Origin of the sequence: Verrucosispora sp. WMMA2044 (genome assembly GCF_027497155.1) — a bacterium.
GTDB lineage: Bacteria > Actinomycetota > Actinomycetes > Mycobacteriales > Micromonosporaceae > Micromonospora > Micromonospora palythoicola.
The window spans coordinates 2856842-2876563 of sequence record NZ_CP114913.1; the positions used below are offsets into that span (position 1 = coordinate 2856842).

Sequence of the window (19722 nt, forward strand, 5' to 3'; positions counted from 1 at the left end):
GGCAGGCTGGGCGGATGGAACCGACACCGCTGCTGATCGTGGACGCGGCAAACGTGGTGGGCTCGCGCCCGAACGGCTGGTGGCGCGACCGGGCCGGCGCCACCGCCCGACTACGGGACACCCTGGTCCCGTTGGGTGGCCGGGGTCTGCCGCCGGACCTGCCGCCACCGGTCGAGGTGGTGCTGGTGGTGGAGGGCGCGGCCCGGGACGTGCCCGGCGTCGAGGGGGTGCGCGTGGTGTCCGCCGCCGGCTCCGGCGACGACGCCGTGGTCGATCTGGTGGCCCGGGCCGGGCAGCGACGACGGGTGGTCGTGACGGCCGACCGCGAGCTGCGGGAGCGGGTCACCGGGTACGGCGCGGAGGTACGCGGGCCACGGTGGCTGACCGACGGTGGCGGTCGGTGAGCGTCCGCCCACCGGTCCCACGAATCGGACCCGGGGCGTCTGTGGTCGACAACCGGTCAGCGGGGCAGGAACACTGACAGGGCACGTGCTTCGTCCCCTACCGGCATAGGCTCTAATGGAGTCCTCCCCGCCCCCAGGAGGTTCCGCGTGGCGAGCGTCGCCGAGCTCAAGGCAGCCATCGATGTCGCACTTCAGCAGATCGGTGACGGCCAGAGTGCCGTGCAGGCCGCCGGCGAGAAACTGGCCGAGGCGCAGCAGACCCTCGCCGGGGCGCTGGAGGGCAGCGGCCACACCACGGTCGAGGCGGCGCAGGCGTCGCTGACCCAGGCCAGCCAGGAGCTGGAGGAGTGCCTCGCCGCGACACTCGTCGCGGTCGAGCAGGCCCAGCAGTACGTCTCGACGCTGTAGGGGCGGGCGTGTCCATCGTCGAGGAGGTCGGCGCGCAGGTCCGCGCCGCCGCCGAGGAGTTGCCGCTGGGCCTGCTCGGGCAGGCGCTGGAGAAGTTCGGCCTGGCCAGTGAGCGGCTGCGCTGGGTGCGTCAGGAGTCGGCCAACCCGATGGGGGTACCGGAGCTGTCCGCCGCCACCGAGCACGCGGAGACCGCCGGCTACGCGTTGCGGCTGGCCCAGGAGCAGCTGACCGCGTACCTGGCCGCGATCGGGCTGGCCCCCGACGGCGCGCCACCGGCCCCGGGGCAGCCCGAACGGCGACCGGTGCACGACGCGCCCGGGGCGGCCGAACCGGTGCTCGCCGCACCGGAGCCGGCCGGCGAGGTGCGGCTGCGTCGCTGGTGGTCGGTGCGGGTGGCCGAGCTGACCGGCGGGCGGGAGGGCTCGGCGGAGCAACCTGACGAACGCATCGCCGACTCCCGGGAGCTGCTGCACCGGGTGGTACGCGGGGTCCGGGCCGGTGATCGCGACCGACTGCACCGCGATCTACGCGGCGCGCATGCCGACGTCGGCCTGGGCCTGGCCGCCGTGGCCCCGCCGCTGCTGCGCGACCTCGCCAGCGAACTGCTCGGGCATCCGCCGCGCGGCGACGACCTCGCCCGGTTGCACCGCGAACTGGACGGTCGGGTCCGCGACCTGCTTCCCGGCCTGCCGGCCCCGGTGCTGGACACCCTGCTCAGCCGGGTGTGCCGGATGCCTCCGCCGCGCCGGGGCGAGGGCGAGCAGCCGCACGCCGCCGACCCGGCGGTCACCGCCGGCGTGCTCACCGGCGTCCTGCTCGACCGCCTCGGCCGCGACCTGCCGGCCGAGGGCGCGGGTGGGGTACGGACCGACAACGGCGGGGCGTCCGGCGGCCGTCCGGTCGGACGGGTCGGCGAGCCGGATCCCGGCAGGCGGGCGCAGCCTGGTCGGCCATCCCGGCCGACCGGTTCCGGGGACCGCCGGGACGGACCGTGGTCAGGGGCACCGTCACGGCCCACCTCCAGCGACGGATCCGGCGGCCGGCCGAGGCGCGGGATCGATGGCTGACCGGCGCAACCAGCTGGTCACCCGCGTCCGGGAACTGCTCGCCGAGGCACTCGGCGCGTCCCGGGAACGGTCGGCCACGGCACAGGTCACGCTCGCCGCCGCCCGCGAGCGGGCGGTGCGGGTGCGGCGAGCCGCCGCCGGCGTGCCGGAGCGCGTCGGCGCCGAACGCGACCGCCGCCTGGCCGAGATCGACTCCCGGCACGGGGCCCGGTTGGCGGTGCTGGCCCGGGAGGCGGCCGAGGCCGCCGCCCGGGAGGCGCCCGGCGCGGGCTCGGCGGACTGGCCGGACTGGCGTCCCACCCCGGCCGGTCGGGCCGAACCGCCGGGAGCGACCCGGATCGGCACCGTCCGGCTGGCCGGCACCGAACCGGTGCCGGCGCTGGTGCCGCTGCTCGACGCCGGGCACGTGCGGCTGGACGGGGACGCCGACGGCTGTGCGGCCGTGGTCGCCGCGCTGCTGCTGCGCAGCCTGGGCCGGGCGGCACCCGGCAGTGTCCGGCTGGTCGGCTACGACCCGGACCGGCTCGGCGGCGGGTTGGCCGGATTCGCCCCGCTGGGTCCGGCCGGGTTGCTCACCTTCGTCGGCCCGGGTGGTCTGGGCCGGCTCCTGGACGACCTGGTGGAACAGATCCGCCGGATCAACGAGACCGTCCTGGCCGGCGAGCACGCGTCGCTGCGCGACCTGGCCGCCGCGACGGGACGACGCCCGGAACCGTGGCGGGTCGCGGTGCTGCTCGGCGGCGACGAACTGTCCCGGCACGAGCGCGGCCAACTCGACCGGGTGGTACGCGCCGGTGTGGCCTGCGGCGTACACCTGATCGTGCGGGGTGTGCCGGTGCCCGACGGCCCGGCGGTCACCCGGGTGACGGTGACCGCCGACGGCGCCCGGATCGACAGCCTGGCGGTGCGGCTCGACCCGCCCCCACCGGCCGCCCTGGTCACCGAGACCTGCCGGGACATCGCCTCCGTGGTCAGTGCCGGCCCGGCGCCCACCCCGTTCACCGACCTGCTGCCGCCGGCAGACCAGATGTGGCGGGAGGACTCGGCGAGCGGGCTGACCGCGCCGATCGGTGAGGGACCGCAGGGCCGCCCGGTGCTGCTCACCCTCGGCGACTACCCGCCGCACGCGTTGATCGGCGGGCCCTCGGGCACCGGCAAGACCAACCTGATCTTCGCCTGGATCGGGGCCCTCGCGGCCCGCTACTCCCCCACCGAGCTGGAGTTCTACCTGCTCGACTTCAAGGAGGGGGTGTCCTTCGCCCGGTTCGCCAAGGGCCGGCGGGACCCGAGCTGGCTGCCGCACATGCGGCTGGTCGGCATCAACGTCAACACCGACCGGGAGTTCGGCCTGGCGCTGCTGCGGTTCCTCGCCGAGGAGTTGCGCCGCCGGGCGGACGCCGCCAAGAAGCACGAGGTCACCAAGCTGGCGGAGCTGCGCGCGGTGGACCCGACCGGGCACTGGCCGCGCATCGTCGCGGTGGTCGACGAGTTCCAGATGCTGCTGGCCGGCCGGGACGCGGTCGCCCGGGATGCGGCCGACCTGCTGGAGGACCTGGCCCGTCGGGGTCGCTCCCAGGGCATCCACCTGGTGCTGGCCTCGCAGGACGTACGCGGCATCGAGGCGTTGTGGGGTCGACCCGCGCTGGTGGCCCAGTTCACCCTGCGCATCGCGTTGCCGAAGGCGCTGCGCATCCTCGCCGAACGCAACGACGCTGCCCAGTCGCTGCCGAAGTTCCACGCGGTGGTGAACGCCGAGTCGGGTCTGACCGAGGGCAACCAGGTGGCCCGGATCCCCTCGGCCAGCGACTGGGAGACGTGGAGCGACCTGCAACACCGGCTGTGGCGGATGCGTCCGGCCGACGCTTCGCCCGCCCGCCTCTTCGACGGCGACGCCGTGCCCCGGCTGGCCGACGCGCCGGACTTCCGGGCGCTGCGGGCGCCGGAGGTCGGTACCCCCCGAGGTCCGGTCGCGCTGCTCGGCGAGATCATCGACGTGCAGGCCCGCTCGGCGGTGCTGCGCCTGCCCCGGGCACCGGGCCGCAACCTGGCCGTCCTGGGTACCCGGGTCGACGAGGCGTGCGCGGTGCTGGACGCCGCAGCCCGCTCGCTGGCCCGGCAGCACCGCCCCGGCAGCGCCCGCTTCTCGATCGCCTGCCTGGATCCGGACGCCGACCCGGCGGCCCGGGCCCTCTACGAGGATCTCGCCGACGACGCCGCCTGGTACGACGAGGAGACCGTGGCCGAACTGATGGCCGAGACCGCCGAGACGCTGGGTGCGCCCGGTGCCACCGGTGCGCCGCACTATCTGCTGCTGTTCGCCGTCGACGCGGCGGCCGGGACGCTGGCCGCACGCACCGGGCGGGCCACCGGGCTGGAGAACCTGCGCCGGATCCTGCACGACGGCCCCGAGCGGCGTACCCACGTGCTGGCCTGGTGGCGCGGGGTGGCCCGGATGCGCGCCGACCTGGGCGGCACCGGCGCGCGGACCGATCAGATCGGCGCCTGGGTGGCCCTCGACACCCACGGCGGTGAGCTGGGACCGTCGTTGTACCCGGGCAGTGGTGGCCCGGACTGGTATCCCCGCCCGTGGCGTGGGCTCTTCTTCGACCGGGCGGTGCACCGGACCGGGCAGACCATCATCCCCTACGGACCGGCCCGATGAACGAACCGGTCACCAGCCAGACGTACGCGGCCCAGTTGCGCCGGCTCGCCGAGCTGACCGCCCGGGTGCGGAAGCAGCGCGAGGAGGCGCGGACCTGGTACGAGCAGCAGTGCGCGGCGGCGGACCGGGCGGTGGCCGAGTCCGCCGACGAGGTGAGCCGCGCCGAGCGGGAGCTGGCGGCCGCGCGCGAGGTGCAGGAGCGGGTGGACGCCGAGGTGGCGGTGCTGTGGCAGGAGCTGAACACCCGGCTCGGCGGCGGTGGGCGACGGGCCGGGGCACCACCGGCGCCCGCGCCGGAGGCCACCGGCGACCCGGTCGCCCTGCTCGACGGGGTACGCGACCTGTTGCGCCGTACCCGTCAACCCGGTGAGCTGCCGGGCAACGTCAACCCGATGCTGGCGCTGTGCGGCGTCGGCGGCGCGCTGCTGGCGTACGCGCTGGGCGCCGTCGTCCGTGCCCTGGGTATCCGGGACGACGGTGACCTGGCCGTCGGTCTGCCGGTGCTGGCCCTGGTGGTGACGCTGCTCGGTCCGGTGCTGGGCCTGATCCCGGCGCGTCTGATCGCCGACCGCCGCCACGCCGTGCTCAGCCCCCGCCCCGTCCTCATCGTCGTCGTCGCCGGCCTCGCCACCACCCTGCTCCTGCTGACCCTCCCCCTCCCCTGACCGCCCCGGCGCCGTCAGGCGGGGGTGAGGGCGGCTTCGCGGAGAAGACGGCGGGTGAGGGTGAGGCGGTCGGCGTCGGTGTCCAGGCCAGGGAGGTCGCCGACGCGGATCGGCGGGCCGGCGAGCAGGGCACGGACGGCGGGCCCGCACTGCGCGGGCAGGGTGACCGTACGGTCGAACAGGCGCAGCGCCACCCGGTCGCCCTCGGTGACCAGCTGCCAGCGCAGGCCCGCCCGGGCGGTGACCCGACTGTCGGCGGTCAGCGCGGTGATCGCGGCGGCCTGGGCCAGCGGCCGGATCGGTGCCGGGCGCGACGCCGGCCAGGCTCGCTGCCGCAGCCGGGCGGCCACGTCGGCCGGGTCGGCCCGCAGCAGCCACTCCCGCAGCGCCTCGACCGTCTCGGTCAGCTCCGGTTCGATGGCGTCCGGGTCGGCCACGTCGGTGCCGAACGGCAGGGTCGCCCGCAGTCGCTGATCCTCGGCGGCCAGCGCGAGCAACTCCTCGACGAGCGCGTACCGGGTCAACGCCCGGACGCCGACGGTCAGGTGCAGCGAGCTGGACTCCTGCGCCTGGGCGCTGTGCAGCCACCCCCGGGGCAGGTAGAGCGCGTCACCCGGCTCCAGGACCACGTCCAGCGCGGCCGCTCCCTGTGCGGTCGCGGCGACCTCGTCGGCGCGACCGCCCCACGGCTGCCGCTCCAGCGGGTCGGGCAGCACCGGCGGGTGGATCCGCCAGTGCTTGCGGCCGTCGACCTGGAGCACGAAGACGTCGTGGGTGTCGTAGTGGGTGGCGAAACCCTGACTGTCCGGTGGGGTCAGGTACGCGTTGACCTGCAACGGCTGCCGCACCGCCAGGCTCAGGTCCCGGGTGAAGTCGATCAACGCGGGCCAGGTGCGGTGCAGACCCTGCAGGACCAGCGTGGCGCCGTCGGCGTACAGCTGGAGGATCTTCTCGTCGAGGACCTGGTCGTCGATCTCGGCGCCGGCGCCGCCGCCGCCGGTGTACCGCGCCGCCGGCAGCACCTGGCCGTCCTTGGCCACCCGCAGGAACGGGGTACGCAGACCCCGCCGGCTGAGTAGTTCGTCGGCGTCGGCCGGGCTGAGCAGGTCGGTGAAGCCGTCCGGGTTGGGCAGTTCGACGGCGCGGGACAGCAGCGGGGTACGCCCCCAGTGTGCGGCGGCGAACTTGGCCGCCTCCACGCTGACGCAGCGGGCCAACGCGGCCGCGGCCGAGGTCCGCTCGGCCGGCTCGCCGAGGTCGGACGAGACGGCGGCCGGAGACGGAGCCGCCGGGCGGCCGTGGCCGCCCGGCGGATCGAGATGCGTCATGGCGATCCGTTACCGGGCCGCGCCGTCGGCGCCGCCGTCCTGCTGACCCGGGGTCGCACCACCGTCGGCCGGACCCTCGGCACTACCGTCCGCGCCGCCGTCGTGCTGGCCCGGAGTGGCACCGCCGTCGGCCGGACCCTCGGCACTACCGTCCGCGCCACCGTCGTGCTGGCCCGGAGTGGCACCGCCGTCGGCCGGGCCTTCCGCCCCGCCGCCGCTGGTCGTCTGCATGTCGTCGTCGTTGAGTGGCATAGTGCTCCCTCGGATTGACCCGCCCCCGCCGCCATTGGTCGGGTGCGTCCTGCCGCGGGTGGTACCCCGCTCCCGATCTTCTCTAACCCCACCTCCTCCCACCGTAATCGTCCGAACCATCCGGCATGACCGGTTCGCCGTCGCGGGCGGGCCGGCGGCTCGGGTGGCAGGATTGGTCGAACACTGCGACGGAGGTGCCGATGACCGAACCACTGGAGCCGGTGACCGAGGACTGGCAGCGGGCCCTGGCGATCGTGGCCCATCCGGACGACCTGGAGTTCGGTGCCGCCGCCGCCATCGCCCGCTGGACCGGGCAGGGCAAACACGTCGTCTACTGCCTGGTCACCAGCGGCGAGGCGGGCATCGACGGGATGCCGCCGCCGCGTGCCCGGGAGGTACGCGAGCAGGAGCAGCGGGAGTCGGCGGCCCTGGTGGGCGTGGACACGGTCGAGTTCCTGGGCCTGCCCGACGGGGTGCTGGAGTACGGCGTGCCGCTGCGCCGGGAACTGGCCGCCGTGGTCCGTCGGCACCGCCCGGAGATCGTCATCACCAACAACTTCCGGGCCACCTGGGACGGGGCGGACGTACTCAACCAGGCCGACCACATCGCGGTGGGCCGGGCCACTCTGGACGCGGTCCGCGACGCCGGCAACCGTTGGATCTTCCCCGAGCAGCTGGCCGACGGCCTCGAACCGTGGGGTCGAGTACGGCAGGTGTGGGCGGCCTCGTCGCCGCGTTCCGGGCACGGTGTGGACACCACCGACACGTTCGACCGGGGGGTCGCGTCGCTGCTGGCCCACGAGGCGTACCTGACCGGGCTGGGCGACGGCAGTTTCGACGCCGAGGAGTTCCTGGAGGGCGGCGCGCGGCCGGTCGGTGCCCGGCTGGGCGTGCGCTACGGCACCTCGTTCGAGGTGTTCCACTTCGACCTCTGGTAGGGCCGATCGTGATCCTGGTCGGCACCTCCGGCTGGCAGTACCGCGACTGGCGGGACCGCTTCTATCCCGGCGGGCTACCCCAGCGGGCCTGGCTGGAGCACTATGCCGACCGGTTCGCCACGGTCGAGGTGAACAACGCGTTCTACCGGCTGCCGGAGCGGGAGACCTTCGCCGCCTGGCGCGCGCGTACCCCCGGCGACTTCTGCGTGGCGGTCAAGATGAGTCGTTACCTGACCCACATCAAGCGGTTGCGGGATCCCGCCGAGCCGGTGGCCCGGTTCCTGGGCCGGGCCACGGCGCTGGGCGACCGGCTCGGCCCGGTGCTGCTGCAACTGCCACCGACCCTGCGCGCCGACCCACCGGCGCTCGACGCCACACTGCGGCTGTTTCCGTCGTCGGTGCGGGTGGCGGTGGAACCACGGCACGTCTCCTGGTGGACCGACGCCACCCGGACGGTGCTGGAACGGCACGACGCCGCGCTGGTGTGGGCCGACCGGCACGGCCGGCCGATCGCCCCCCGCTGGCGGACCGCGGGATTCGGGTATCTGCGCCTGCACGAGGGCCGGGCTCGCCCCTGGCCACACTATGGACGCACCGCACTGGCCTCGTGGGTGCGCCGGCTGACCGAGACGTTCGGCGACGACGAGACGGCGTACGTCTACTTCAACAACGACCCCGGCGGCGCGGCCGTCGCGAACGCGACCACCTTCGCCGGGCTGGCCGCACGTGCCGGTCGCCGGGTCAGCCGGGTGCCCGAGCCGCCGGCCCGGTGATCCGGACGCGCCGAACCCGCCCCACGACGGGGCGGGTCGCCACGGGCGCGGGTCAGGGCATGATCCGGGCGAGGTCGGTGGGCATGGTCGCCTTGACGTCCTCCCACTCACCCTGCGTGATGTGCCGGCGCAGCGTGTCCAGCACCACCTGGACCACCCGCTGCGGGCCGCCCGCCACGTCGTACGGGAAGCCCTGGCGGACCTCGTAGAGGAAGTCGTCCCGGTTGAGCTTGATCGGCACGTTCTGCGGCTGCCAGCCGTCGAAGTAGATCCCCCGCACCACGACCGGCAGTTGGGCGGAGAACTCCACGCTCTCCTGCACCGGCATCCGGTCGCGCAGCAGGTGCAGCACGGTACGCAACGCGGCGTACGACTGGTTGCGCTGCTCCTTCGGCCACCCGTACGCCTGCTCGATGTCCTTGAGGATCAGATTGGTCTTGTCCATCGAGGATTCGATCGCGGACTGGAACTGCTCAGCCATCTGTCCACCCCCGTAGGTCGGTCTCCCACCGTCGGTCGTCCTGACGTCGCGGCGGACCCACCGGGCCGCGGCGGTACCGGATGGGACTGCTCCATCCGACCCGCGACGTCCGACGGGTGTGCCCGGCCGCTCCGACGACGTGCAGCACCGCGTCTCGTCGTCGGTGCGCTGCCACCCGAACCGTCATCGCCAACCACCTCCGTGGTGTCGCTTCCGCACGGACCATCGCCCGAGCGCCGCGCCGCTGCCACCATGCTGCGCACGGACCAGGTGAGTCGCCGTCACCCCACCCGGGTGAGAACCGGCCCGGGGGCGGTCAGCCGGACTCGGTGAGCAGTGCCTGCAGTTGCTGGGCGTTGGTCTGGGCGTAGTCGCGATAGCAGTTGTTCATCAGCACGTGGGTCTGTTCGGTCTCGCCGGCCAACTCACGGAGCCTGGGTGCCCAGTCCTTGAGTTCCCGCGCCGAGTAGCGGTAGCCGAACTTCTCGTGGATGTCCTTGCTGGTCCACTTGTCGCTGTGCCCGTGGAAGCGCACCACCGCGAGGTCCGAGGTGGCGGCCAGCACCGGCGGGATCGACGAGCGGTGCCCCTGCGGCATGTCCACGCTGACGTACGCGAGCCGGTGCTCGCGCAGGAAGTCGAGGGTCTCGGTGGCGTTGTCGCCGTCGAACCAGGAGGCGTGCCGGAACTCGAAGACCGGGCGCAGCGGCGCACACCGCCGGGCCACCTCCAGCAGGTACTGCTTGTTGTCGCGTCGGATGGTGAACCAGGGCGGGAACTGGAACAGCAGCGCGCCGAGCTTGCCCGCCTCGACCAGCGGGTCGAGGGCGCTGAGGAACCGGGTCCACACCTCCTCGTACGCCTGCGGCGGCAGGTCGTCCGGGTAGAGGTTGCGCTTGTCGGTCTCCGGCCGCAGCTCCTTGTAGATCGCGCTGACCTTGGTGGGGTGGCCGGTGAGCAGGCTGAACGCCTTCACGTTGAAGGTGAAGCCGGCCGGGGTGCGTTCGGCCCACAGCCGGGCGGTGCGCTCGGCCGGCGGTGAGTAGTAGGTGGCGTCCACCTCGACCACCGGGAACTGGCGCGCGTAGTAGGCCAGCCGTTTCTCCGGCGTGTCGGCCGTCCGGGGGTACCAGCCGGAGTCCAGCAGGGTCCGGTCGGTCCAGGACGCGGTGCCCACCTTGATCTCACCCATGGGTGGAGTCCACCGTGTCCCGGACCGGCCGGCAACCGTCTCGGGTCAGGCCGCCCGACGCTCGCGCGTCTGCTTGCAGGTGACGCAGGTGGTGGCCGACGGGAAGATCTCCAGCCGCTCCACCGGGATCGGCGCGGTGCAGCCCTCGCAGAAGCCGTAGGTGCCCTCGGCCAGCCGGGCGAGGGCGTGTTCGTACTGGGCGCGACGGTCCAGGATGGTCCGCAGCAGCGACTGCGCGGTGTCCCGCTCGGCCGTCTTGGTGCCGCTGTCGGCCTGGTCGTCGCCGGCCGTGTCGCCGACCTCGACCAGCCTCAGCACCTGGCTCTGCTGCACCGCCTGCTGGTACTCCTCGGTCAGCTCGTCGTGGCGGGCCTGCAGGGAGAGCCGGATCTGGTCGGTCTCCGCCTGCGATCGGCCGGTGCCGACCGTGTCGTGGACGAGCATCGCTGCCTGCCTTTCCTGGGCCGTACGGTCACCGCGGGCGGGTCGGTCCACACCCGGTCATCCCACCCAGGTCTTCGCACCCGGGCGCTGTGAGCCCCGCGTTTACCCTCGTCGTCGACGGCTCAAACCGGCCCGTCGCCGGATTCCACGAACGCCGGACGACGTGGGTCGTCGACCCGGACCACCACGTCGGCGAAGCTGGCCGGGGCAACCTCGGCGGTGTACCGGTCGAACGCGGGCAGGGTCCAGGCCAGCGTGGAGTCGGTGCGCCGGCGTAGCGCGGCGGGCGACATCTCCAGGTGTACGACCATGTCGAACGCCAGCCCACCGCCGAGCAGGAACGCCCCGCTGACCAGCACCACCCCGCCGGCTGGCAGGTCGACGTAGGCGGCCCGGCTGGCCCGGTCCGTTCGGGCGTCCCACAGCGAGGGCAGCACCCTTCCGGGCCCGTCCGGTCCCGCCGGGTCCAGCACCTCGCGCCGCAGGCCGGCCTCATCCACCCAGCCCTCGTAGTACGAATCCGGGTTGGTCCGACCCCGTTCCAGACGCAGCGACGCGGGACGCAGGAAATCGTCGGTCCGCACGTGCAGCACCGGGTGACCGAGAGCGCGCAGTGGATCGACCAGGGCGTCGGCCAGGTGGTCGGGGCGGGCGGCGGGTGCGCCGTCCACCGCGACCCGCAGCCGGCCGGTCGACACCGCGCCGGCCAGCCGCTCGGCCAGTTCGCCGACCAGCAGCGGTGGTGAGATGGGACGCACCCGCATCCGACCATGGTGCCCGCTGGTCGACGCCGCCGCCGCACCCCCCCGCGCTCCGGGCCGGGCGGTGACCACACCTCGCGTCCGACCGGACTCGTCCGAGCGGCCGGCGGCGCGCCGGCGACGGGCGTCAGCCGGTGCGGTCGAGGGTGACCCGAGCGTCGTCGGCCAGCCGGTAGCCGACGCCGTAGACGGTGGTGACCAGCGGAACGTCCACGCCGACCTTGCCGCGGAGCCGGCGCACGTGTACGTCGACCGTGCGTACGCCGGCGTGCTCGTAACCCCAGACGGCGTTGAGCAGCTGGAGTCGGGTGAAGACCCGACGGGGATTCGCGACCAGGTGCAGCAGCAGGTCGAACTCCAGCCTGGTCAACGGCAACGGCTCGCCGTCGCGCAGCACCGACCGGGAGGAGGCCAGGATGTGCAGGGCGGGAATGGCCGGAGCGAGCTGCCGGGACGGCGTACGGCCCGCCGGCACGGTCTCGGCGCGACGTTCCGGCACCACCGGACCGACGGTGGTGATGGTTCCCTCGCCCCGCTCCAGCATCTCCCGTGCCGCGTCGAGCAACGCACGCGCGGCCGGCGTCAGCGACTCCTCACACGCCAGGGGGATGGACAGGGTGACCGTCAGCACCGGAGCGGCGGTGTTGACGGGACGGCGCTGGCCGCCGGGAGGTCGACCGGGCACCGCGGGTTGGGACGTATGCCATCCGGCGCGCGACGAAGCGGGGCTGACCGACATGGTCCTCCTTGGCTGGTCCGGGTGTTCCCCACGGCCCCGGGACGCCGCTCTATCGATGCTTCCCGGCGCCCATGCGAGGGTCAAGGGGCGGCTGCGTTGCATGAATGTGACAATTGACCGACACATCGGAGCCGTCCGCTCGCTCTGCGTACGAGGCCAGATGATTACAGCAGAGTCGCCAAGTTGACCTGATACGGGGGGTGGTCCATGCCGTTCGCGGCCTTCGGGGCGGGATGTCCGTACCCGCTCCGACGTCGACTGTTCGCGCTCCCATGCCGTTGACCGTCACGCGGACGGGACAGCCGTCGGGGAGACGAGGTCGGTCACGATCACTGGTCGCCGGTGGGCGCGAGCGGTGCGCCGGCGCCGACTAACCTGGACCGGTGAGCGACGAACTCGACGCCGAGACCCTGGAATTCGCGCACCGGATGTTCGACCTGGCACGCGACGGCGCGACCACCGAACTGGTCGGGTACGTCGACGCGGGGCTGCCGGTCAACCTGACCAACCAGAAGGGTGACAGCCTGCTGATCCTGGCGGCCTACCACGCCCGCCCGGAGACGGTACGCGCGCTGCTCGACCGGGGCGCCGACCACTCCCGAGCCAACGACCGGGGACAGACGGCGCTGGCCGCGGCGGTGTTCCGCAGCAACGCCGAGGCGGTACGCGCACTACTCGACGCGGGCGCCGACCCCGACGGCGGCAATCCGTCGGCGGTGGCCACCGCGGAGTTCTTCGACCTGCCGGAGATGCTCGCGATGCTCCGCTCCGGCTAGCCGCCTACGCTCTTGCCTCGATGAGGAAGCGACGGGCGTGGGCCACGAACGGACCCTCGACCCGGATCCGGTCGTGCAGGCGCCGCAGCGCCGGTAGGTGCGCCGCCACCGTGAAGCCGGGCACCGTCCAGACCACCTTACGCAGGAACCAGACCACCGCACCGATGTCGTGGAAGACCGTCCGCAGCGTCGCCTCGCGCAGGTCGACCACGGTCAGGCCGGCCGCCCGAGCGGCGGCCACCGCGTGCTCGGGATGGCGGTGCTCCGGCGGTGGCAACGGACCGAGGATCGCCTCGCTGAGTTCGCGTACGGTCCCGGGGCCGATCTGCTGGGACAGGAACGTGCCGCCCGGGCGCAGCACCCGCGCCACCTCGGGCCAGTCGGTGCGCACCGGATGCCGGCTGACCACCAGGTCGAAGGCGGCGGCCCGGAACGGCAGGGGCGCGTCGCCGGCCACCGCCACCACGCTCGCCCCGAGTGGCGCCAGGTTGGCCCGCGCCACCGGCACGTTCGGCGGCCATGCCTCGGTCGCGACCAGCAGCGGGGGCGGGTGCGGCACCTCGGCCAGCACCTCTCCCCCGCCGGTGTCGATGTCCAGCGCCGCGCGGACCTTCGCCATCCGCGCCGCGACCAGCCGCGCGTAACCCCATGGTGGACGCTCCTCGGTGGCCCGCCCGGCGAGCCAGTCGAACGCCCACCCCTCGACCGGGGCGGCGGCTCCCTCGGCGATCAGATCCTCGAAACTCGTCTCCTGCGACACGGGTGTCAGCGTGTCCGGCCAGGACCGCTCCGGCAACGCGTTATCCGACGCCGCCCGCCGAGCGCCGGCCACCGGCGCAGCACCCGGGTACCGGGCCGGGCTCTACGGGCGCGGGCGTACGACCTCGACGGTGGGGGCGTCCAGGCCACGTACGACCTCGACGCTTGCCGCCTCGGGTCGGGTGGTGTCGAAGTGGCGCATCAGCCGTGCGCCGAGGTGTACGCCCACCCCACCGACGGCGAGGCCGAGCACCTCGACGACCAGCAGCGCCGGGGTGGCGCCACGGTTCGTCGCCTCGGCCCGCATCAGGCAGGAGAGCAGGAACAGCCCGGCCATGCCGGCGTTGACCACGTTGAAGCTGATCGCCGTGTGGCGGGTGCGGTCCGGCGGCACGTCCCACAGGTCGACCATCCCGGCCATCGCGGTCAACGCCGCCGTCACCAGGGCGGCCACCGCCGTCCAGTAGCCGACCTCGCCGAGGAAGACCGGGCCACCGACCACGTCGGCGAGGTCGAAGATGACGGCACAGACGAAGAGCCCGTACGGAAATGTCACAAGCATCGGTTGGATGGAGTGTCCCTGCACCCGCAGCCGGCTCTGCATCCTGGTCCCCCTGGATAGGCTCACCTCGTCAGCCCAGGGTGCTACCCGGACGCCACCCGGGTGAAACGACACGCCCCGATCAGTTGTCCCGGGGCCGGGAGACGGTGCTGACGAGCCGCTCCGCCACCTCCCGCAGCGGTATCGACAGCGACGTCGCCGCGCCACGCAGGACGTCCAGGGCGTCCGGCGCCGGGCAGCCGCGCTGGGTCATGATGACGCCGACAGCCTGGCCGATGACGCCGTCGTTGAGCAGGGCGAGGTCCTGCTGCACCGTCAGCGCGGCGCGCCGCTCCCGGTCGCGTACGGCCGCCAGCAGCAGGCCGGCGTGTTCGGCGAGCAGCATCGCGGTCAGCTGGTGGCCGGGGGTCAGCGCGTCGGGTTCGGCGGCGTACAGGTTCACCGCACCGATCACCTGGTCGTCGATGTCGACAGGGGCCGAGATGACCCCGCATACGCCCAGTTCGCGGGCCGGGGGGGTCCAGTCCGGCCAACGCGGTTCGCCGTCCAGTTCCGCCGCGCCGACCATCTCCCGGCGGCGGATCGCGTCCATCGCCGGGGTGTCCGGGCCGTACCGCAGGTCGTCCAGCCCGCACAGGCGGGCGTCGGAGGCGGCCACGCCGGCCGGCTCGCCGGCCCGCAGGGCGGTGAATCCGCACCAGGCGACGCCGGCGAGGGCGTCCCGGGTGATCCGGACCAGTGCGGTCAGCGCCGCGTCGAAGTCGTCCACGGCGATCAGACCGGCGGTCAGCTCCCGCAGCAGGGCGGCCGTCTCCAGCACGCCGAGCGTCTCCGTCAGCGGGGTACGCGTCTCCAGGTTCACCGGCCCGCGGCTCCCGTACGCCCGGTCAGCCTCGTCACCCGTCTCCTCCTCGGCGGGGCTCCCACGCTGGAGCCGCCTTCGACATCACGATCCGCCCTACTACCCCCGCCGACAACGGTCGAAACGGCGCAAAACGGGGCCCCTCCCAGGGTACGGGTGCGTCCGGGAGGGGCGTGCCGGACCGGACAGGTCAGCGGGAACCGGCCCCGCTGAGCCGCCGCCCGACCGAGGCGATCAACCGGTCCAGCTCGGAGCCGAACGGGTTGTCGTGCACCAGGTAGGTCCAGGTGGCGCTGGGGCGGACCAGCTCCGCCGCGTCGGGCTCCCAGTCCTCGTCGAACTCGGTCTCGGCGAAGGTCGCGAGGGTCCGCGCCTCGATCGCCGGTACCAGTTCGGTGAACGCCGGCACTGCGGCCCGGTGGAACTCGTCGAGCGGGTCGAGCCGGCCCAGGGCGCGCAGGTGCACGCCCTCGCGGACCTCCGACAGCTCGGCCAGGTGCGACGCCCACAGCCGGTCGAGGTGGTAGAGGGCGATCGACCGGGCCACCTGGGCCAGCAGGTCCTCGTCCATCTCGCCGGCCTTCTCCGGCATCTTGTCCAACAGCATCAGGGCCGCGACGTCGCTGGTGAGCAGCCGCTCCCGCCGCTCGGCGAGGGCCTTGCGCTGCTGCTCGATGACCACGCTGTACCGCCAGGTGTTGCGGTGGATCTCGTGGTTGACCCCCTCCGCCACCCGCTGGGCGTGCTCGACGGCGTAGTCCACCTGCGCGTCGGTGACCAGACCGTCGGCGTTCATCCGGGGCGACGGCGGCACGGTGTCGCCGGCGTGCCGGACGACCAGGTCGTCCTCCAGGCTGACGAAGAAGACCGACCCGCCCGGGTCGCCCTGGCGACCGGCCCGACCACGCAGTTGGTCGTCGACGCGGCGGCTGTCGTGCCGGCCACTGCCGATCACGTAGAGGCCGCCCAGCTCGGCCACCCGCTCCCGGTCGGCCTGGTCGCTGCCGCCGAGGCGGATGTCGACGCCCCGGCCGGCCATCTGGGTGGAGACGGTGACCGCGCCGTACGCGCCGGCCTCGGCGATGATCGCCGCCTCCTCGTCGTCGTTCTTCGCGTTGAGCACCACGCAGGGCACCCCGGCGGCGTTGAGCCCGGCCGCCAACTGCTCGGACTCCTTGACGTCCAGCGTGCCGACCAGCACCGGGCGCCCGTCGGCGTGGCAGCGCCGGATCTCGTCGATCAGCGCCTCCTCCTTCTCCGCCCGGGTGGCGTAGATGCGGTCCGGCTCGTCGACCCGCACGCACGGGGTGTTCGGCGGGATCACCGCCACCTCCAGGCCGAAGAACTCCCGCAACTGGTCACCGACGAGCACCGCGGTGGCGGTCATGCCGCAGACCACCGGGTAGAGCCCGACGTACGCCTGCACGGCGATGGTGCCCAACACCTCGCCCTCGGCCGAGGCGTCCAGCCCTTCCTTGGCCTCGACCGCCGCCTGGAGCCCGTCGGGCCACCGGCGGCGCTGGGCGACCCGACCCCGCATCTCGTCGATCAGCTCGACCGTGCCGTCGCGGACGATGTAGTCCACGTCCCGGTGCAGCAGGGCGTGCGCGTGCAGCGCCACGTTTACCGCGGACAGCTGCTCGACGTTCTCCTCGTCGTACAGGTCGATGCCGAGCTTGGCCTCGACGGCGGCCAGGCCGGCGGAGGTGAAGGCGACACTGCGGCCGTCCTCGGCCACCGTGAAGTGCCGGCCCTTGCGCAGGCCGCGCACGAGCGCGGCGGCGGCGTGCACCGGGTCCTGCTCGCCGGGCACCGAGCCGGCCAGGACCATCGGCACCCGGGCCTCGTCGATCAGGATCGAGTCGGCCTCGTCGACGATCGCGGTGCGCAGCGGGCGCTGCACCCGGTCCTCGATGTCGGTGACGAGCTGGTCGCGGAGGAAGTCGAAACCGGCCTCGCTGACCGAGACGTAGGTGACGTCGCAGGCGTACGCGGCGCGGCGCTCGACCGGGGTGGACGCCTCGTTGACCCAGCCGACGGTGAGGCCGAGCAGGGTGTAGATCGGCTCCATCCACCGGGCGTCGCGGCGGGCCAGGTAGTCGTTGACGGTGAGCACGTGCACCGGCCCGTTGCCGAGCCGGACGTGCCCGTACGCGGCGATCGCCGCGGTGAGCGTCTTGCCCTCACCGGTGGCCATCTCGGCAACCTTGCCGGAGAGCAGCGACATCGCACCGAGCAGCTGCACATCGTACGGGCGCTGGTCGATGCCCCGGCGGGCCGCCTCGCGACCGAGGGCGCAGATCTCCTCGTAGCTCGACGCCGCGCCGGCCGCCTCGGTGAGCTCGGCATCGTCGAACGCCGAGATCTCCTCCTCGCGGGCCTCGATGACCGGCAGCAGCTTCTCCAGCGGGGCCAGATCGACCGTGGTCCCCGGGCGCTGGAGGAACCGACGAAACCTGGTCTTCAACCGTTGCGACACACCCATGAGCCGCAACGGTACGCGACCGGACCGATCTTGAACGTCCCGCCCGCCCTCCCGAATTCGCGCGATCTTGCACTTTCTGTCTCGACATAGGTGAGATCCCGGACATAAAGCCGGCCGGAAGTGCGAGATCGCGGAAACCGGGATGGCCGACGAGGCGCAATCAAAGGTTCATCGGCCGGGAACGTGGACGGAGCACGCTTGTGATCAAGCTGGGAGACCGATCCGGTTAGCGTGCGGGGTGCTGGGAAATCCATCTCCCGGTCTTCCCGCCGACGAGGGGGTGCCTGTGCGCAACAACGAATCTCTGGTCTCGCCGGTGGTGGAGGCCTGGGCCACCTATCGGACCACCTCGGCAGCCGACTGGCCGACCCGGCGACTCCTTCAGGCGAAGGGAGACAGCCGGGTCAGCGTGGTGCTGCCGGCACGCAACGAGGAAGCCACCGTCGGGGCGATCGTGGCGACCATCCGCGAACACCTGATGGACCGGGTGTCGCTGGTCGACGAGCTGATCGTGGTCGACTCGCGGTCCACCGACCGCACCGCGGCGGTGGCCCGCGCCGCCGGGGCCGAGGTGGTCAGCCAGGACGCGATGACCCACGGGCTGCCCCGGCTGACCGGCAAGGGCGACGCGCTCTGGGCCGGCCTGGCCGCGGCGGAGGGCGACGTGGTGGCCTTCGTCGACGCCGATCTGCGCGAGTTCCGGCCGCACTTCGTCACCGGGCTGCTCGGCCCGCTGCTGACCGACCCGTCGGTCGCCTTCGTCAAGGGCTTCTACCACCGGCCCCTGGTGAGCACCGGCGGAGTGGAGGCCGACGGCGGTGGCCGGGTGACGGAGCTGATGGCCCGGCCGATGCTGAATCTGTTCTGGCCGGAACTGTCCGGATTCGTGCAGCCCCTCGCCGGCGAGTACGCCGGCCGGCGGGAGGTGCTGGCCCGGGTGCCGTTCGTCTCCGGCTACGGCGTCGAGACCGCCATGCTCATCGACCTGCTCGAACTCGTCGGGTTGGACGCGCTGGCCCAGGTGGACCTCGGTGAGCGCAAGCACCGGCACCAGGACACCGCCGCGCTGGGCCGGATGTCCGCCCAGATCATGCTCACCGCCTGGTCCCGGTTGCAGCAGCGGGGCTGGGCGAACCCGGAGATGCTGCCCACCGCCCTGCTGACCCAGTTCCGCCGGGGTGGCTCGGACGCGCTGCCGAACCTGGACCGGGAGATCGTGGTCAACGACGTCGCCGTGGCGGAACGACCACCACTCGCGCAGGTGCGGCACCAACTGCCGCGACGGCAGGTCGCCGCGGCCTGAGGTGTCCGGCCTCACCGTGGCGTTTCACCCGGTGGAGGGCCGGGTACCTGCCAGTCTCTGCGACATCGCCGAGACGAGGGTGGAGATGGTGAGCCGGATCACCTGCCAGGTGCACGACGGAGCACATGTCACCGTCGTACGGCTTGCCGGCACCCTCGACATGATCTCGATGCGCGAGGTGTACGCGCACCTGGAGAGGTGTCTGGCCCGGCAGCCCGACGCGCTGGTGGTCGACCTGGCCGAGTTGGCCGTGCACGACCAGTTGGCGGTGTCCGTCTTCGCCGCCGCGGCGCGTCACGCCGCGGACTGGCCGGCGGTGCCGCTGGTGCTCTGCGCGCCACACCCCGAGGCGGCCGCCCTGCTGGCCGGGTCGACGGCCTGCCGGGTGGTGCCGATGCGGGACGACTGCGACGAGGCGAGCCGGTTCGCGGGCGCGGCCGCCGTGGACCGGCTGCGGCTGCGCCTGGACCCGGTGGCGGCGGCCTGCCGGCGGGCCCGGGAACTGGTGGCCGACGCGTGCGCCCGGTGGAACCTGCCCGATGCGGTCGGTCCGGCCTCGGTGGTGCTCAGCGAGCTGGTCGGCAACGTGGTCCGCCACGCGGGTACCCCGATGCAGGTCACGGTGACCCTGCGGCGCCCCTGGCTGCACCTGGCAGTGGTCGACGGCAGCAGCGCGGCGGCCCGGCCCGGCCCGGCCGGCCAGCGCGACGAGGGCGGTCGCGGGCTGCTGCTGGTACGCGAACTGGCCGACCGTTGGGGAAGTGCCCCGGCCGGCGACGGAAAGGCCGTCTGGGCCACACTACCGGCGAATTGACCGAAATTACCGCTCTCGCCTGGTTACATGGTCGGCGGGCTGGG

Annotated in this window: 21 protein-coding genes; 10 read left to right on the forward strand and 11 right to left on the reverse strand. The window is 73.4% G+C overall.

The window, feature by feature from the left end; genetic code table 11:
• Positions 1–14 precede the first annotated feature (14 nt).
• The 5 genes from O3597_RS12890 (at position 15) to O3597_RS12910 (ending at position 5209) form a co-directional block, all read left to right on the forward strand.
• On the forward strand, positions 15–404 hold the full coding sequence (locus O3597_RS12890) for a hypothetical protein (protein WP_164447246.1): 390 nt from the start codon (positions 15–17) through the stop codon (positions 402–404).
• Between the two features lie 147 nt (positions 405–551).
• Complete coding sequence (locus O3597_RS12895; RefSeq protein WP_092379879.1) at positions 552–812, forward strand: hypothetical protein; 261 nt, start codon at positions 552–554, stop codon at positions 810–812.
• An 8-nt stretch (positions 813–820) separates the two neighbouring features.
• Positions 821–1882: a hypothetical protein gene (locus O3597_RS12900; RefSeq protein ID WP_281604291.1), complete on the forward strand. Its 1062-nt coding sequence runs from the start codon at positions 821–823 to the stop codon at positions 1880–1882.
• The gene (locus O3597_RS12905) at positions 1875–4544 is read left to right on the forward strand and encodes an FtsK/SpoIIIE domain-containing protein (RefSeq protein ID WP_281604292.1); all 2670 of its coding nucleotides are present in this window, start codon (positions 1875–1877) and stop codon (positions 4542–4544) included. Before O3597_RS12900 ends, O3597_RS12905 begins: the two co-directional genes overlap by 8 nt.
• Positions 4541–5209, forward strand: a complete 669-nt coding sequence (locus O3597_RS12910) for a hypothetical protein (protein WP_281604293.1) — start codon at positions 4541–4543, stop codon at positions 5207–5209. The genes O3597_RS12905 and O3597_RS12910 overlap by 4 nt, the downstream gene beginning before the upstream one ends.
• Before the next feature lie 14 nt (positions 5210–5223).
• On the opposite strand, the gene O3597_RS12915 is transcribed toward O3597_RS12910, so the two are convergent.
• The gene (locus O3597_RS12915; protein ID WP_281604294.1) at positions 5224–6537 is read right to left on the reverse strand and encodes a cupin domain-containing protein; all 1314 of its coding nucleotides are present in this window, start codon (positions 6535–6537) and stop codon (positions 5224–5226) included.
• A 9-nt stretch (positions 6538–6546) separates the two neighbouring features.
• Complete coding sequence (locus O3597_RS12920) at positions 6547–6789, reverse strand: hypothetical protein (protein WP_093402782.1); 243 nt, start codon at positions 6787–6789, stop codon at positions 6547–6549.
• 200 nt (positions 6790–6989) lie between these two features.
• Here O3597_RS12920 and O3597_RS12925 point away from each other — a divergent pair, with 200 nt between their 5' ends.
• Both O3597_RS12925 and O3597_RS12930 read left to right on the forward strand, forming a co-directional pair.
• Positions 6990–7727: a PIG-L deacetylase family protein gene (locus O3597_RS12925; RefSeq protein ID WP_166458403.1), complete on the forward strand. Its 738-nt coding sequence runs from the start codon at positions 6990–6992 to the stop codon at positions 7725–7727.
• An 8-nt stretch (positions 7728–7735) separates the two neighbouring features.
• Entirely contained in the window at positions 7736–8500 is a 765-nt protein-coding gene (locus O3597_RS12930) for a DUF72 domain-containing protein (protein ID WP_281604295.1), read from the forward strand.
• A gap of 52 nt (positions 8501–8552) precedes the next feature.
• Here the strand turns inward: O3597_RS12930 and O3597_RS12935 are convergent, their stop codons facing one another.
• The 5 genes from O3597_RS12935 to O3597_RS12955 form a co-directional block, all read right to left on the reverse strand.
• Complete coding sequence (locus O3597_RS12935) at positions 8553–8981, reverse strand: DUF2267 domain-containing protein (RefSeq protein WP_164447248.1); 429 nt, start codon at positions 8979–8981, stop codon at positions 8553–8555.
• A 316-nt stretch (positions 8982–9297) separates the two neighbouring features.
• A complete protein-coding gene (locus O3597_RS12940; RefSeq protein ID WP_164447249.1) occupies positions 9298–10173 on the reverse strand; it encodes a DUF72 domain-containing protein in 876 nt (291 codons plus the stop codon).
• Between the two features lie 45 nt (positions 10174–10218).
• Positions 10219–10617, reverse strand: a complete 399-nt coding sequence (locus tag O3597_RS12945) for a TraR/DksA C4-type zinc finger protein (RefSeq protein ID WP_093402778.1) — start codon at positions 10615–10617, stop codon at positions 10219–10221.
• 122 nt (positions 10618–10739) lie between these two features.
• Positions 10740–11381: a uridine kinase gene (locus O3597_RS12950; protein WP_164447250.1), complete on the reverse strand. Its 642-nt coding sequence runs from the start codon at positions 11379–11381 to the stop codon at positions 10740–10742.
• 124 nt (positions 11382–11505) lie between these two features.
• Positions 11506–12117 (reverse strand): winged helix-turn-helix domain-containing protein, encoded by a 612-nt coding sequence (locus O3597_RS12955; protein WP_164447251.1) that lies wholly within the window; start codon positions 12115–12117, stop codon positions 11506–11508.
• 383 nt (positions 12118–12500) lie between these two features.
• Here O3597_RS12955 and O3597_RS12960 point away from each other — a divergent pair, with 383 nt between their 5' ends.
• Positions 12501–12893, forward strand: a complete 393-nt coding sequence (locus tag O3597_RS12960) for an ankyrin repeat domain-containing protein (protein ID WP_164447252.1) — start codon at positions 12501–12503, stop codon at positions 12891–12893.
• A gap of 4 nt (positions 12894–12897) precedes the next feature.
• Here O3597_RS12960 and O3597_RS12965 read toward each other — a convergent pair whose 3' ends face one another.
• From O3597_RS12965 to secA2, 4 genes are all read right to left on the reverse strand, one after another.
• Complete coding sequence (locus O3597_RS12965; RefSeq protein ID WP_281604296.1) at positions 12898–13653, reverse strand: class I SAM-dependent methyltransferase; 756 nt, start codon at positions 13651–13653, stop codon at positions 12898–12900.
• A 102-nt stretch (positions 13654–13755) separates the two neighbouring features.
• Positions 13756–14256 carry a DUF2231 domain-containing protein gene (locus tag O3597_RS12970; protein ID WP_164447253.1) on the reverse strand — a complete coding sequence of 167 codons (501 nt, stop codon included), beginning with the start codon at positions 14254–14256 and terminating at the stop codon, positions 13756–13758.
• A gap of 79 nt (positions 14257–14335) precedes the next feature.
• The gene (locus tag O3597_RS12975) at positions 14336–15076 is read right to left on the reverse strand and encodes a GAF and ANTAR domain-containing protein (RefSeq protein WP_281604297.1); all 741 of its coding nucleotides are present in this window, start codon (positions 15074–15076) and stop codon (positions 14336–14338) included.
• A gap of 190 nt (positions 15077–15266) precedes the next feature.
• Positions 15267–17561: an accessory Sec system translocase SecA2 gene (secA2, locus tag O3597_RS12980; RefSeq protein ID WP_164447254.1), complete on the reverse strand. Its 2295-nt coding sequence runs from the start codon at positions 17559–17561 to the stop codon at positions 15267–15269.
• Positions 17562–17880: 319 nt separating this feature from the next.
• Between secA2 and O3597_RS12985 the strand changes: the two genes are divergently transcribed.
• Together O3597_RS12985 and O3597_RS12990 are read left to right on the forward strand one after the other, a co-directional pair.
• The gene (locus tag O3597_RS12985; RefSeq protein ID WP_281604529.1) at positions 17881–18864 is read left to right on the forward strand and encodes a glucosyl-3-phosphoglycerate synthase; all 984 of its coding nucleotides are present in this window, start codon (positions 17881–17883) and stop codon (positions 18862–18864) included.
• A 16-nt stretch (positions 18865–18880) separates the two neighbouring features.
• Positions 18881–19678, forward strand: a complete 798-nt coding sequence (locus tag O3597_RS12990) for an ATP-binding protein (protein ID WP_281604298.1) — start codon at positions 18881–18883, stop codon at positions 19676–19678.
• The last annotated feature ends 44 nt before the right edge of the window (positions 19679–19722 follow it).

Excerpts from the sequence above, each read along its gene's own strand:
- O3597_RS12925 (WP_166458403.1), top strand. The coding sequence starts at position 6,990 with ATGACCGAACCACTGGAGCCGGTGACCGAGGACTGGCAGCGGGCCCTG.
- O3597_RS12945 (WP_093402778.1), bottom strand. The coding sequence starts at position 10,617 with ATGCTCGTCCACGACACGGTCGGCACCGGCCGATCGCAGGCGGAGACC.
- O3597_RS12950 (WP_164447250.1), bottom strand. The coding sequence starts at position 11,381 with ATGCGGGTGCGTCCCATCTCACCACCGCTGCTGGTCGGCGAACTGGCC.
- O3597_RS12955 (WP_164447251.1), bottom strand. The coding sequence starts at position 12,117 with ATGTCGGTCAGCCCCGCTTCGTCGCGCGCCGGATGGCATACGTCCCAA.
- O3597_RS12910 (WP_281604293.1), top strand. The coding sequence starts at position 4,541 with ATGAACGAACCGGTCACCAGCCAGACGTACGCGGCCCAGTTGCGCCGG.
- O3597_RS12920 (WP_093402782.1), bottom strand. The coding sequence starts at position 6,789 with ATGCCACTCAACGACGACGACATGCAGACGACCAGCGGCGGCGGGGCG.
- O3597_RS12915 (WP_281604294.1), bottom strand. The coding sequence starts at position 6,537 with ATGACGCATCTCGATCCGCCGGGCGGCCACGGCCGCCCGGCGGCTCCG.
- secA2 (WP_164447254.1), bottom strand. The coding sequence starts at position 17,561 with ATGGGTGTGTCGCAACGGTTGAAGACCAGGTTTCGTCGGTTCCTCCAG.
- O3597_RS12890 (WP_164447246.1), top strand. The coding sequence starts at position 15 with ATGGAACCGACACCGCTGCTGATCGTGGACGCGGCAAACGTGGTGGGC.
- O3597_RS12970 (WP_164447253.1), bottom strand. The coding sequence starts at position 14,256 with ATGCAGAGCCGGCTGCGGGTGCAGGGACACTCCATCCAACCGATGCTT.
- O3597_RS12905 (WP_281604292.1), top strand. The coding sequence starts at position 1,875 with ATGGCTGACCGGCGCAACCAGCTGGTCACCCGCGTCCGGGAACTGCTC.
- O3597_RS12940 (WP_164447249.1), bottom strand. The coding sequence starts at position 10,173 with ATGGGTGAGATCAAGGTGGGCACCGCGTCCTGGACCGACCGGACCCTG.
- O3597_RS12935 (WP_164447248.1), bottom strand. The coding sequence starts at position 8,981 with ATGGCTGAGCAGTTCCAGTCCGCGATCGAATCCTCGATGGACAAGACC.